The sequence below is a fragment of the Klebsiella sp. 141198 genome (assembly GCF_050600785.1).
In the GTDB taxonomy this organism is placed as follows: Bacteria; Pseudomonadota; Gammaproteobacteria; order Enterobacterales; family Enterobacteriaceae; genus Klebsiella; species Klebsiella aerogenes.
The window spans coordinates 658,224-671,671 of the sequence record NZ_JAQIRM010000004.1 but is presented as its reverse complement, the minus strand read 5'-3'; the positions used below and the strand labels follow the sequence as shown (position 1 = coordinate 671,671).

Below are 13,448 nucleotides of genomic sequence, written 5' to 3'. Positions count from 1 at the left end.
GTTTTCTTCCTCGGCCCCTTAGTGAGCGGTTTCCGCGTGGCTCATGTCCATGCCTTCCATCCCTTCGTGCGCAGCGTGCTCGCCTTCAGGTTTAGACATGTTCATGCTCTCGTGAGACATGAATTTGTTAACAACGTCTTTGAACAAATCCGGTTTCACGTTAGAGAAGTATTCCACTTTGTTGTTTTCGCTAGGCACAGCCACTTTGTCGAATGCAGCCATGGAGTCCATGGAGTTCGGGGACTGTTTCGCTTTTGCTACCCACTGATCGAAGGTTGCACGATCCGGGGTGGCGATAGCCTTGAACTTCATACCAGAGAAGCCAGGGCCACTATAGCTTGCGGAGATACCGTCATAAGTGCCTGCTTCATCAGCGATGAGGTGCAGCTGAGTCTGCATCCCGGCCATCGCATAAATCTGGCTACCTAAGCGCGGAATAAAGAACGAGTTCATCACGGAGTTGGAAGTGACTTTAAAGTGCACCGGTACGTTCGCCGGGAAGGCGATTTCGTTGACGGTAGCGATACCCTGTTCCGGGTAAATAAAGAACCATTTCCAGTCCATCGATACAACTTCGATGGTGATTGCTTTCTCGTCGTGGACAAGCGGTTTGCTTGGCTCCAGAGCGTGAGTGGTTTTCCAGGTCAGAACGGCCAGGAACAAGATGATCAGAATAGGAACCGTCCAGACCACAGCTTCAACTTTGTTGGAGTGTGACCAGTTCGGGCTATACTTCGCATCTTTATTGCTCGCGCGATACTTCCAGGCAAATCCTACTGCCATTAAGACGGCGGGAATAACGACAATCATCATCAGGCCGAATGCCGTCAGAATCAAAGAGCGTTGCTCCAGTCCAATCTGTCCTTTTGGGTCAAGGAGCGCAGAATCACAACCACTGAGTAATACAGTACCTGCGATTAATGACATCCATCCCAAACTTTTATTGTATTTCCTGAGTCTCATTGAACGACCTCAATTCCACGGGATCTGGTGGCGTTTAAAGTGTATGGGCATTTTACGGTAAGGTTGCATTACTGTAAACACGATTGGATCTGTGTCAGTTCTGTGTTAGCGGGTTCTGCTTGGATTGTCACATATGTTACGGAATGTGACGTAATTGCTTGCAAAGCCTGATTTACGCTGGATCTATAACAAAAGGGATAAGAAAGGGAATGCTTATGGAGTTACGAGTATAAACATCGTAAAAATAACACAAATAATTAACAATTAATTATCAAATAAAAGACATAAAGAAAACGTTAAAATAAAGTAACGCTGCTGAATCGGTTAAATTAATTAAAGAATCGCGTAAAAATTGTCAATAATTTCCAGAAATCTAAAACGCACAAAACAACAAATCAGCTCCCAAGGAAAATAAAATCGCTAATAAGCCGTTATAATTACCTCGGGTAATTAAAACGGCTATTAACGGTTTGGCGAAAATTAAATCAGCTGCGTTTTGCGTAGCGCCATATAGTCCAGAACAGCGCCGAGCAAAATACCACCGATAGCGGTCAGTGCGGCGACTTCCAGTAGGCCTGGCAGGAAGGAGAAAGAGGTGTAATCCAGCGCGTTCATCGCCAACAGCAGCAGCCATATCGCCAGCATCAAACAACCTACCGCCAGGATAACCAGCGCCAGGGCGTAAGTCTGAGGGTATTGCGTGCGCGGCAAGAAGCTTTCCGTTCGTTGAGTATATTCCAGCGTACGCCGACACAGAAGCAGGAGCAAAATCCCCGGCACGGCGGCAACGACGGAGAAAAGATAAAACGTCGGCCAGCCGTTCGCTTCGACAAACCAGCCGGCAATCGGCCCAACGTAAACGCGACCTACCGCCGACAGCGCCGACAGCAGCGCAAACTGAGTGGCGGAAAACGACTTGTTACACAGCGTCATTAACAGCGCGACAAACGCCGCGGTGCCCATCCCGCCGCACAGGTTTTCAAAAAATACCGCCGCCGCCATCGAATAAAGGTGTTTATCGGTGACCGAGAGGATCCAGTATCCGGCGTTGGAGGCCCCCTGCAGCAGTCCAAAAATTAGCAGGGCGCGGAACAGCGTCAGGCGCTGCATCAGCACACCGCCGTAGAGGGCGCCGACAATGGTGGCGAACAGGCCCAACGTTTTATTCACCATCCCGACTTCACCGGCATCAAAACCAACGCCGCGAATCAGGAAAGTGGTGGTCAGGCTCATGGCGAAGGCATCACCAAGCTTATAAAGGACAATTAACAGCAGGATAAGCCAGGCGTTGTTGCGGCCGAAGAAGTCGCGCAGCGGCGCGGCAACGGCCTGCTCAAGAGATTTCGGTACCGGAATGACGTCGCTGGGCTCCGGCGCCAGCAGCGTGGCGATAATGCACGGAATAAGCAGGGCGGCCATTAGCCAGTACATCCCCTGCCAGCCCAGCCAACGGTCGGCCAACCAGAGCGCTAACCCTCCGGATACCAGCATCCCCAGGCGATAGCCGAGCACGCTTATCGCCGCACCGGCGCCGCGCTCTTCCGCCGGGAGGACGTCGGTTTTCCAGGCATCAAAGACGATATCCTGCGACGCGGAGCAAAAGGCGATAACCACAGCCAGCGCCGCCATCCAGCGCAACTGCGTTGAAGGTTCAAGAAAGCCCATCGCGGCGATGGCGACGAGTAGCGCAAGCTGAGTCGTCAGCAGCCAGCCGCGGCGGCGGCCTAAAAACGGCGGCGTGTAGCGGTCCATTAATGGCGACCACAAAAATTTAAACACGTAGGCCTGACCGACGAGAGAGAAGAAGCCGATAGTTTTTAAATCGATATTTTCAACGGTCATCCACGCTTGCAGCGTGCCGGAAGTCAGTGCGAGAGGTAAACCAGAAGCAAAGCCGAGGATCAGCAAAATAGCTGATTTGGGCTGCTGAAAAATACGCAAGTAGTGATTGGACATGGCATATAGAGCAGGCCCGGAGTGAACCGGGCCTGCTATTTTATTAACGAGCGTTTTGTTTGATGAAGTCGTGAATGCTGGTGTCCTGCGCCATGTCGGCGATGGTATCGGTCAGCACGCTATTAACCGCGTTAGCAATGTTCTCGTTGGAAGCCTGGAAAGCGCCCTCAACGGAGTAGCTGGCGCGGTAGTTCTTAGTCATCTTGTTGCCGTTAGCGGCGGTGGCGACGATGGCGATATCCGCTTTGGTGGCGATGTTGTAACGCACGTTGCCCTGTGAGACGTCAGCATACAGTTTGTTAACAATGATCTGCAGGTCGACGGCGCCGTTCGGGCCAATCATGTAGCCGCGCGACGTCATTTGCTTCTCAAGCACTTCCTGCAGCAGGAAGCGCAGGTCGCGAGAGGCGGTCAGGGTCACCAACTGGTTGTTGCGGGTGACTTTCGCCAGCGCCTGATCGGTACGCTGGTCCGCGCCGTTAATGCTGACGGTAACGCCCATCAGGCTCGGATCCTGCTGCGGCAGGGTGATTTTCGGTGATACTTCAATGGTCGTCGGTGGAGTGGCGCATCCTGCGAGTACAAACATCGCGACCAACGGGAATAGAATTTTCTTCAGCATGTTCAGGGTCTCAACGCACGGTGTTGTTATACCCGTCATAATTCAGGTTTCAGGCGCTACGGGGTTATCGTGGGCGCTTTTTTCTGCAACTCGAAGTAGTTAGGGTGTTTAAGGAAAATTCCCGCCATCATAACATCGCCAACGGTGAGGGGAAGTGGCTACGAGTGGAAAATCATCGTGTTGTGCGTTTTATGACCTCGTCCCATTTCCGGTGGCGATTTGGCCTGGAGATATCAGTAAACCTGATACTTTTGCGTGAAAATATCAGAGGAATGCTAATTTTTTGTTGTTTTCTGCCAATGGAAGCGGTAAAAGCGGCTAACATTTAAAGGGAAAGGCGGCATCTCAGCGTTGTCGGAGGAGAAAATTCATGATGATACGTGAGCAGATCGAAGCAAAACTTAGAGCAGCGTTCGACCCGATGTATCTGGAAGTCGTGGATGAAAGCTATCGGCACAACGTCCCTGCGGGCTCTGAAAGTCATTTTAAAGTGGTGTTGGTGAGCGACCGCTTCACCGGCGAACGTTTCCTTAATCGTCATCGTATGATTTACGGTACGTTGACCGAGGAGCTGTCAAGCACCGTGCACGCGCTGGCGCTGCATACCTATACGATTAAAGAGTGGGAAGGGCTACAGGATACCGTCTTTGCCTCTCCGCCCTGCCGCGGAGCGGGGAGCATCGCGTAAAAATCACATTTGCAACCGCTGGCGCTTTTCCAGTATGTTGCGTGAAGATTTAGCAAAAACGGCCTGCGGGCCGTTTTCTTTTGCCTGGAAAATGCGCAAAGTTCGCGCTTTTGCAGACAAATTTGAGCGGGAAATGTGAAAAACCCCGCAGCAGTGGGTGACAACCGTTCTCGACTCACAAAAGTGATGCCGCTATAATGCCGCGTCTTATATATGAATGTCTTCGGGATGATTCTGACGACAGGGAATGTGTTTCTGATTTGAAGAGGGCATCCCGGTTCTGCGAAGCCACCTACACGCGCTTCCAGAGTTGACCGAGCACTGTGATTTTTTTGAGGTAACAAGATGCAAGTTTCAGTTGAAACCACTCAGGGCCTTGGGCGCCGTGTAACGATTACTATCGCCGCTGACAGCATCGAGAATGCTGTCAAAAGCGAGCTGGTCAACGTAGCGAAAAAAGTTCGCATTGACGGCTTCCGTAAAGGCAAAGTGCCGATGAATGTTGTTGCTCAGCGTTATGGCGCTTCTGTTCGCCAGGACGTGCTGGGCGACCTGATGAGCCGTCATTTCGTTGACGCGATCATCAAAGAGAAAATTAATCCGGCCGGCGCGCCGAACTACGTTCCGGGCGAATACAAGCTGGGCGAAGACTTCACCTACGCGGTAGAGTTCGAAGTGTATCCGGAAGTTGAACTGAAAGGTCTGGACGCAATCGAAGTTGAAAAACCGGTTGTTGAAGTCACCGACGCTGACGTTGACGGCATGCTGGACACCCTGCGCAAGCAGCAGGCGAACTGGAAAGAAAAAGAAGGCGCCGTTGACGCTGAAGATCGCGTTACCATCGACTTCACCGGTTCCGTAGACGGCGAAGAGTTCGAAGGCGGTAAAGCGTCTGACTTCGTACTGGCGATGGGCCAGGGTCGTATGATCCCGGGCTTCGAAGACGGTATCAAAGGCCACAAAGCTGGCGAAGAGTTCACCATCGACGTGACCTTCCCGGAAGAGTACCACGCTGAAAACCTGAAAGGTAAAGCCGCTAAGTTCGTTATCAACCTGAAAAAAGTTGAAGAACGCGAACTGCCGGAACTGACTGCTGAATTCATCAAACGTTTCGGCGTTGAAGATGGTTCCGTAGAAGGTCTGCGCGCTGAAGTGCGTAAAAACATGGAGCGCGAGCTGAAAGGCGCCGTGCGTAACCGCGTTAAATCTCAGGCTATCGAAGGCCTGGTGAAAGCGAACGACATCGACGTTCCGGCTGCTCTGATCGACAGCGAAATCGACGTACTGCGTCGTCAGGCTGCTCAGCGTTTCGGCGGTAACGAGAAACAGGCTCTGGAACTGCCTCGCGAACTGTTCGAAGAGCAGGCTAAACGTCGTGTAGTTGTTGGCCTGCTGCTGGGCGAAGTGATTCGCACCAACGAGCTGAAAGCTGACGAAGAGCGCGTGAAAGGCCTGATCGAAGAGATGGCTTCCGCGTACGAAGATCCGTCAGAAGTGGTTGAGTTCTACAGCAAAAACAAAGAGCTGATGGACAACATGCGCAACGTGGCGCTGGAAGAGCAGGCTGTTGAAGCCGTGCTGGCGAAAGCTAAAGTGTCTGAAAAAGCCACTTCCTTCAACGAACTGATGAACCAGCAGGCGTAATTTCGCCCGGCTGTTTAAAGTTCGCGCAAAAACCCGTTGCCGAAAGGCTGCGGGTTTTTTTATTGCAATGATAGGCTTAGGATGAGTGCTAAAACACATTTTCAGTGATAGCGTTACTCCAAAAGGTTGTTATGCTTGAATTATGGTTGCGCCATCCCCATAACCGGGGGATGTATCTGCATCCGCAGCGTCAGAAATAATGACCAGCTCAACGTATCAGTGCCCTGCGGATAGAAACTCTGGCTGATAATCCGTCCATAAGGTTACAATCAGTGCAGCAGGTTTTTTCAAAATTAATCCAGGAGACGGAAATGTCATACAGTGGCGAACGAGATAACTTTGCACCCCATATGGCCCTGGTGCCGATGGTCATTGAACAGACCTCACGCGGTGAACGTTCTTTTGATATCTATTCCCGTCTGCTCAAGGAACGCGTTATTTTCCTGACCGGCCAGGTGGAAGACCACATGGCTAATCTGATCGTGGCGCAGATGCTGTTTCTGGAAGCGGAAAATCCAGAAAAAGATATTTACCTGTACATTAACTCTCCGGGCGGCGTGATCACCGCCGGGATGTCAATTTACGACACCATGCAGTTCATCAAGCCGGATGTCAGCACTATCTGTATGGGGCAGGCGGCTTCAATGGGCGCCTTCCTGCTGACCGCCGGAGCGAAAGGTAAGCGTTTCTGCCTGCCGAACTCCCGCGTGATGATTCACCAGCCGCTGGGCGGCTATCAGGGCCAGGCGACGGATATCGAAATCCACGCCCGTGAAATTCTGAAAGTGAAAGGGCGCATGAATGAACTGATGGCGCATCATACGGGTCAATCCCTTGAGCAGATCGAGCGCGATACCGAGCGTGACCGCTTCCTGTCGGCGTCGGAAGCGGTGGAATACGGCCTGGTCGATTCCATCTTGACCCATCGTAATTGATGCCCGTGGCGTAAGGGTGCCGCTATACTTGTTTTAACTACTGGGCGGCACAACGCGTGATCGCGACTTGCGCCTGAGAATGGCATTTGCGTCGTCATCTGCGGCACAAAGAACTTAAGAAGAGGTTTGGACTCATGACAGATAAACGCAAAGATGGTTCGGGCAAACTGTTGTACTGCTCTTTTTGCGGCAAAAGCCAGCATGAAGTGCGTAAGCTGATCGCCGGGCCATCCGTGTATATCTGCGACGAATGCGTTGACTTATGTAACGACATCATTCGCGAAGAGATTAAAGAAGTCGCTCCGCACCGCGAGCGCAGCGCGCTGCCGACGCCGCACGAAATTCGCCACCATCTGGACGATTATGTTATCGGCCAGGAACAGGCGAAAAAAGTGCTGGCCGTGGCGGTATACAACCACTACAAACGTCTGCGCAACGGCGACACCAGCAATGGCGTAGAACTGGGTAAAAGCAACATTCTGCTGATCGGGCCGACCGGCTCCGGTAAAACGCTGTTGGCTGAAACGCTGGCGCGTCTGTTGGATGTTCCGTTTACTATGGCCGATGCCACCACGCTGACCGAAGCGGGTTACGTGGGTGAAGACGTGGAAAACATCATTCAGAAGCTGCTGCAGAAATGCGATTACGATGTGCAGAAAGCGCAGCGCGGCATCGTGTACATCGATGAAATCGACAAAATTTCCCGTAAATCGGATAACCCGTCGATTACCCGCGACGTGTCCGGCGAGGGCGTTCAGCAGGCGCTGCTGAAGCTAATCGAAGGCACCGTAGCCGCTGTTCCGCCACAGGGCGGGCGTAAACATCCGCAGCAGGAGTTCTTGCAGGTCGATACCTCCAAGATCCTGTTTATCTGCGGCGGCGCGTTCGCAGGCCTGGACAAAGTGATTTCCCATCGTGTAGAAACCGGCTCCGGCATTGGTTTTGGCGCGACGGTTAAAGCGAAATCCGACAAAGCCAGCGAAGGCGAGCTGCTGGCGCAGGTCGAGCCGGAAGATCTGATCAAGTTTGGTCTGATCCCGGAGTTTATCGGCCGTCTGCCGGTTGTCGCGACGCTGAATGAACTGAGTGAAGAAGCGCTGATTCAGATCCTGAAAGAGCCGAAAAACGCCCTGACTAAACAGTATCAGGCGCTGTTTGGCCTCGAAGGCGCTGAGCTGGAATTCCGTGATGAAGCGCTGGATGCGATCGCCAAGAAAGCGATGGCGCGTAAAACCGGCGCCCGTGGTCTGCGCTCGATCGTTGAAGCTGCGCTACTCGACACCATGTACGATCTGCCGTCCATGGAAGATGTCGAAAAAGTGGTGATTGACGAGTCGGTGATCGAAGGTCAGAGCAAGCCGCTGCTGATCTACGGCAAGCCGGAAGCGCAGCAGGCATCTGGCGAATAATTCGCCAATCGACACAAGCAGTTAAGCAAAAAGGGGGGATTTTATCCCCCCTTTTATTTTTCCTGTGTTCCCGCCGTTGAATGTATGGAATACATCCCCATATACTGGATTACATATTAACGGCGACGCGTTAATGAAGGCGTCGTCGGCTACCTGGCGGACTTTAAACTAAGAGAGAGCTCTATGAATCCTGAGCGTTCTGAACGCATTGAAATCCCCGTATTGCCGTTGCGCGATGTGGTGGTTTATCCGCACATGGTCATACCCCTGTTTGTAGGGCGGGAAAAATCTATCCGTTGTCTGGAAGCGGCCATGGACCATGATAAAAAAATCATGCTGGTCGCGCAGAAAGAAGCGTCGACGGATGAGCCGGGTGTAAACGATCTTTTCACCGTCGGGACCGTGGCGTCAATTTTGCAAATGCTGAAGCTGCCGGACGGCACTGTGAAAGTGCTGGTGGAAGGCTTGCAGCGTGCGCGTATTACTGCGCTGTCTGATAACGGCGAGCACTTCTCCGCCAAAGCAGAGTACCTTGCTTCTCCGGCCATTGAAGAGCGTGAGCAGGAAGTGCTGGTGCGTACGGCTATCAGCCAGTTTGAAGGCTACATCAAGCTGAACAAAAAAATCCCACCGGAAGTGTTGACGTCGCTCAATAGCATTGACGATCCCGCGCGTCTGGCGGATACCATCGCTGCGCATATGCCGCTTAAGCTGGCGGACAAACAGTCCGTGCTGGAGATGTCCGACGTGAATGAACGTCTGGAATATCTGATGGCGATGATGGAATCTGAAATCGATCTGCTGCAGGTTGAGAAACGCATTCGCAACCGCGTGAAAAAGCAGATGGAAAAATCTCAGCGTGAGTACTATCTGAATGAGCAAATGAAAGCCATCCAGAAAGAGCTCGGCGAGATGGATGACGCCCCGGACGAAAACGAAGCGCTGAAACGTAAGATCGACGCGGCGAAAATGCCGAAAGAGGCGAAAGAAAAAACTGAAGCGGAACTGCAAAAGCTGAAGATGATGTCCCCGATGTCGGCGGAAGCTACCGTCGTGCGCGGCTACATCGACTGGATGGTGCAGGTGCCGTGGAATGCCCGTAGCAAGGTCAAAAAAGATCTGCGTCAGGCGCAAGAGATCCTCGATACCGACCACTATGGTCTGGAGCGAGTCAAGGACCGCATCCTTGAGTACCTTGCGGTGCAGAGCCGCGTTAACAAGCTGAAAGGGCCGATCCTGTGCCTGGTTGGGCCGCCGGGGGTGGGTAAAACCTCGCTGGGTCAATCGATTGCCAAAGCCACCGGGCGTAAATACGTACGCATGGCGCTAGGCGGCGTGCGTGATGAAGCGGAAATCCGCGGTCACCGCCGTACCTACATTGGCTCAATGCCGGGTAAACTGATCCAGAAAATGGCGAAAGTGGGGGTGAAAAACCCACTGTTCCTGCTGGATGAAATCGACAAAATGTCCTCCGACATGCGCGGTGATCCGGCTTCAGCACTGCTGGAGGTACTGGATCCGGAACAGAACGTGGCCTTTAACGACCACTATCTGGAAGTGGACTACGATCTCAGCGACGTGATGTTCGTGGCGACCTCCAACTCCATGAATATCCCTGCGCCGCTGCTGGACCGTATGGAAGTGATTCGTCTCTCCGGTTATACCGAAGATGAAAAACTGAACATTGCTAAGCGTCACCTGCTGCCGAAGCAGATCGAACGCAATGCGCTGAAAAAGGGCGAGCTGACGGTCGACGATAGCGCCATTATCGGCATTATTCGTTACTACACTCGTGAAGCGGGCGTTCGTAGCCTGGAGCGTGAAATCTCCAAGCTGTGCCGTAAAGCCGTTAAGCAGTTGTTGCTTGATAAATCGCTGAAACATATCGAGATTAACGGTGAAAACCTGCACGATTATCTCGGCGTACAGCGCTTTGACTACGGCCGTGCGGATAGCGAAAACCGCGTAGGTCAGGTCACCGGTCTGGCGTGGACGGAAGTGGGCGGCGATTTGCTGACCATCGAAACCGCCTGCGTTCCGGGTAAAGGCAAGTTGACCTATACCGGTTCGCTGGGCGAAGTCATGCAGGAGTCGATTCAGGCTGCGCTGACCGTGGTTCGCGCGCGTGCTGAGAAGCTCGGTATTAACCCGGACTTCTACGAAAAACGCGATATTCACGTGCACGTACCGGAAGGGGCTACACCGAAAGATGGCCCGAGCGCCGGTACGGCGATGTGCACCGCGTTGGTTTCCTGCCTGACCGGTAACCCGGTACGCGCCGATGTGGCGATGACTGGGGAAATCACCCTGCGCGGTCAGGTGCTGCCAATCGGCGGCCTGAAGGAAAAACTGCTGGCTGCGCATCGTGGGGGCATTAAGACTGTTCTGATTCCTTACGAAAACAAGCGTGACCTTGAAGAAATTCCGGAAAACGTTATCGCCGATTTGGATATCCACCCGGTACAGCGAATCGAGGAAGTTCTGACACTTGCTCTGCAAAATGAACCGTTTGGCATGCAGGTTGTAAGCGCAAAATAGTGATATCGCGCAAATAGCGTTAAGAAAAGTGGGGCTGGTAAGTAAATTCGTACTTGCCAGCCTTTTTTTGTGTAGCTAACTTAGATCGCTGGCAGGGGTCATCGACAACTCTGTTGTAAGGGCATGACAGTCCTGATATAACTGCTGCGCGGTCGCGCCATGAAGGATTCTGGTGCGATATAAATTATAAAGAGAGGAAGAGAACAGTGAATAAATCTCAACTGATTGACAAAATTGCTGCGGGTGCGGACATTTCTAAAGCTGCAGCTGGACGTGCGTTAGATGCTTTGATCGCTTCTGTTACTGAATCTCTGCAAGCTGGGGATGATGTTGCGCTGGTAGGGTTCGGTACTTTTGCTGTTAAAGAGCGTGCTGCCCGTACTGGTCGCAACCCACAAACAGGTAAAGAAATTACCATTGCTGCCGCTAAAGTACCGGGCTTCCGTGCAGGTAAAGCGCTGAAAGACGCGGTAAACTAATCGGCACTCCCGTCAGGGAATGTGACGAAGTACAAGGGCGCATCGCGAGATGTGCCTTTTTTATTTGTCCAGAACGCGACTTTATGTGTGTTTATGCGCACTTGTGGGCTGACAATTGCCCCGTTTTCTTGTCAAAATACGTCCTCACGCGCGGCAGCCATCACGTGCTATGCTGCGCGAGCTAAAGTCATCTACAGCGGAGCGTTGTTACACCATGATGGACAACCTACGCACGGCCGCCAACAGCGTCGTGCTCAAGATTATTTTCGGTATCATTATCGTCTCGTTCATTTTGACCGGGGTGAGTGGTTACCTGATTGGCGGCGGCAACAACTATGCCGCAAAAGTGAATGGTCAGGAGATTGGCCGCGCGCAGTTTGAAAATGCCGTTGCCAGCGAGCGTAACCGCATGCAGCAGCAGCTAGGCGATCAGTTCTCCGAGCTGGCGGCCAACGAAAACTACATGAAGACCATGCGTCAGCAGGTGCTGAACCGTCTGATCGATGAATCGCTGCTGGATCAGTATGCCCGTGAACTGGGCCTGAGCATCAGCGACGACCAGGTGAAACAGGCCATCTTCCAGACCCAGGCCTTCCAGTCGAACGGCAAGTTTGATAACGAACGCTTCAGCGGCATCGTGAATCAAATGGGTATGACTACCGATCAATACGCGCAAGCGCTGCGTAACCAGTTGACGACGCAACAGCTGATCAATGCGGTAGCCGGTACCGATTTCATGCTGCCGGGCGAGTCCGACCAACTGGCGGCGCTGGTCTCCCAGCAGCGTGTGGTACGTGAAGCAACTATCGACGTTAACGCGCTGGCGGCGAAACAGACCGTTAGTGATGAAGAGATTAACGCTTTCTGGCAGCAGAACCAGGCCCGTTTTATGGCGCCGGAGCAGTTCCGCGTGAGCTACATCAAGATGGATGCCGCCAGCATGCAGGAAAACGCCTCTGACGAAGAAATCCAGTCATGGTACGACCAGCATAAAGATCAGTTCACTCAGCCGCAGCGTAATCGCTACAGCGTGATTCAGACTAAAACTGAAGCTGATGCGAAAGCGGTACTGGCCGAACTGCAAAAAGGCGCCGATTTCGCCACGCTGGCAAAAGATAAATCCACCGACATCATCTCTGCGCGTAACGGCGGTGATATGGGCTGGATGGAAGAAGCTTCCACCGTACCTGAGCTCAAAGATGCCGGCCTGAAAGACAAAGGTCAGCTTTCCGGGGTGATCAAATCTTCCGTAGGCTTCCTGGTGGCGCGTCTTGACGATGTTCAGCCGGCACAGGTAAAACCGCTGGCCGACGTGCGTAACGACATCGCGGCAAAAGTAAAACAGGAAAAAGCACTGGATGCATACTACGCGCTACAGCAGAAGGTCAGCGACGCGGCCAGCAATGATAACGAATCCCTGGCGGGGGCGGCGCAGGTCGCCGGCCTGAAAGTGGTTGAGACCGGCTGGTTTGGTCGTGACAGCCTGCCGGAAGAGCTGAACTTCAAGCCGGTTGCCGATGCTATCTTTAATGGTGGTCTGGTGGGTGAAAACGGCGCGCCGGGCAATAACTCCGACATCATTACCGTTGACGGCGATCGGGCTTTCGTTCTGCGTATCAGCGAGCACAAAGCGGAAAGCGTTAAGCCGCTGGCGGAAGTGAAAGCGCAGGTGACCGATATCGTTAAGCGCAATAAAGCGGAACAGCAGGCGAAACTGGATGCCGATAAGCTGTTGGCCGACCTGAAAGCGGGCAAGGGCGATGACGCGATGAAAGCCGCAGGGCTGAGCTTCGGCGCCGCGCAGACCCTGTCCCGTACCGGCCAGGATCCGCTGAGCCAGGCGGCCTTCTCTCTGCCGCTGCCGCAGAAAGATAAAGCGAGCTACGGCGTGGGCAGCGATGCCAAAGGCAACGTAGTATTGCTGGCGCTGGATGAAGTGAAAGCGGGTTCTATGCCAGAAGAGCAGAAGAAAGCGATGGTGCAGGGTATTACCCAGAATAATGCGCAAATCGCATTCGAAGCGCTGATGAGCAATCTGCGTAAAGAAGCCAAAATCAAGCTCGGCGACCTCGTCGACCAGCAGCAATAATTTCGCGCTGCCTCGCAAAACGAGGTAACGTGATGCAACACTCAAAGGCCGCTTTCGCGGCCTTTTCCATTTCCGCAATCTGCCTTTTGTACTCCTTTTTCGCAGCCGCTATCGTGACCTTGCTG

Annotated in this window: 10 protein-coding genes; 7 read left to right on the top strand and 3 right to left on the bottom strand. The window is 52.9% G+C overall.

Annotation, left to right across the window (positions count from 1 at the left end; genetic code table 11):
* Nucleotides 1-18 precede the first annotated feature (18 nt).
* From cyoA to PGR10_RS17085, 3 genes are all read right to left on the bottom strand, one after another.
* Nucleotides 19-963, bottom strand: coding sequence for a cytochrome o ubiquinol oxidase subunit II (gene cyoA, locus PGR10_RS17095; RefSeq protein ID WP_015704588.1), 945 nt, complete (start codon nt 961-963; stop codon nt 19-21).
* Between the two features lie 480 nt (nt 964-1,443).
* Nucleotides 1,444-2,919 (bottom strand): muropeptide MFS transporter AmpG, encoded by a 1,476-nt coding sequence (ampG, locus tag PGR10_RS17090; RefSeq protein WP_087860377.1) that lies wholly within the window; start codon nt 2,917-2,919, stop codon nt 1,444-1,446.
* A gap of 43 nt (nt 2,920-2,962) precedes the next feature.
* Nucleotides 2,963-3,541, bottom strand: a complete 579-nt coding sequence (locus tag PGR10_RS17085) for a lipoprotein (protein ID WP_032705501.1) — start codon at nt 3,539-3,541, stop codon at nt 2,963-2,965.
* Between the two features lie 370 nt (nt 3,542-3,911).
* Here PGR10_RS17085 and bolA point away from each other — a divergent pair, with 370 nt between their 5' ends.
* The 7 genes from bolA to ppiD all read left to right on the top strand — a co-directional run bounded on the left by bolA (nt 3,912) and on the right by ppiD (nt 13,323).
* A complete protein-coding gene (gene bolA, locus PGR10_RS17080) occupies nt 3,912-4,229 on the top strand; it encodes a transcriptional regulator BolA (RefSeq protein WP_015367954.1) in 318 nt (105 codons plus the stop codon).
* A gap of 345 nt (nt 4,230-4,574) precedes the next feature.
* Nucleotides 4,575-5,873, top strand: coding sequence for a trigger factor (tig, locus tag PGR10_RS17075; protein WP_015367952.1), 1,299 nt, complete (start codon nt 4,575-4,577; stop codon nt 5,871-5,873).
* Nucleotides 5,874-6,184: 311 nt separating this feature from the next.
* A complete protein-coding gene (gene clpP / locus PGR10_RS17070) occupies nt 6,185-6,808 on the top strand; it encodes an ATP-dependent Clp endopeptidase proteolytic subunit ClpP (protein WP_003021624.1) in 624 nt (207 codons plus the stop codon).
* A gap of 134 nt (nt 6,809-6,942) precedes the next feature.
* Complete coding sequence (clpX, locus tag PGR10_RS17065; RefSeq protein WP_015704591.1) at nt 6,943-8,217, top strand: ATP-dependent protease ATP-binding subunit ClpX; 1,275 nt, start codon at nt 6,943-6,945, stop codon at nt 8,215-8,217.
* 183 nt (nt 8,218-8,400) lie between these two features.
* Nucleotides 8,401-10,755 (top strand): endopeptidase La, encoded by a 2,355-nt coding sequence (lon, locus tag PGR10_RS17060; protein WP_430923823.1) that lies wholly within the window; start codon nt 8,401-8,403, stop codon nt 10,753-10,755.
* 206 nt (nt 10,756-10,961) lie between these two features.
* The gene (hupB, locus tag PGR10_RS17055; protein ID WP_002444653.1) at nt 10,962-11,234 is read left to right on the top strand and encodes a nucleoid-associated protein HU-beta; all 273 of its coding nucleotides are present in this window, start codon (nt 10,962-10,964) and stop codon (nt 11,232-11,234) included.
* A gap of 214 nt (nt 11,235-11,448) precedes the next feature.
* A complete protein-coding gene (gene ppiD, locus PGR10_RS17050; RefSeq protein ID WP_430923821.1) occupies nt 11,449-13,323 on the top strand; it encodes a peptidylprolyl isomerase in 1,875 nt (624 codons plus the stop codon).
* Nucleotides 13,324-13,448: the final 125 nt, after the last annotated feature.

What these genes read in the sequence shown, in the direction of transcription:
- clpP (WP_003021624.1), top strand. Translation starts at nt 6,185, where the DNA reads ATGTCATACAGTGGCGAACGAGATAACTTTGCACCCCATATGGCCCTG.
- clpX (WP_015704591.1), top strand. Translation starts at nt 6,943, where the DNA reads ATGACAGATAAACGCAAAGATGGTTCGGGCAAACTGTTGTACTGCTCT.
- cyoA (WP_015704588.1), bottom strand. Translation starts at nt 963, where the DNA reads ATGAGACTCAGGAAATACAATAAAAGTTTGGGATGGATGTCATTAATC.
- ppiD (WP_430923821.1), top strand. Translation starts at nt 11,449, where the DNA reads ATGATGGACAACCTACGCACGGCCGCCAACAGCGTCGTGCTCAAGATT.
- tig (WP_015367952.1), top strand. Translation starts at nt 4,575, where the DNA reads ATGCAAGTTTCAGTTGAAACCACTCAGGGCCTTGGGCGCCGTGTAACG.
- lon (WP_430923823.1), top strand. Translation starts at nt 8,401, where the DNA reads ATGAATCCTGAGCGTTCTGAACGCATTGAAATCCCCGTATTGCCGTTG.
- PGR10_RS17085 (WP_032705501.1), bottom strand. Translation starts at nt 3,541, where the DNA reads ATGCTGAAGAAAATTCTATTCCCGTTGGTCGCGATGTTTGTACTCGCA.
- ampG (WP_087860377.1), bottom strand. Translation starts at nt 2,919, where the DNA reads ATGTCCAATCACTACTTGCGTATTTTTCAGCAGCCCAAATCAGCTATT.
- bolA (WP_015367954.1), top strand. Translation starts at nt 3,912, where the DNA reads ATGATGATACGTGAGCAGATCGAAGCAAAACTTAGAGCAGCGTTCGAC.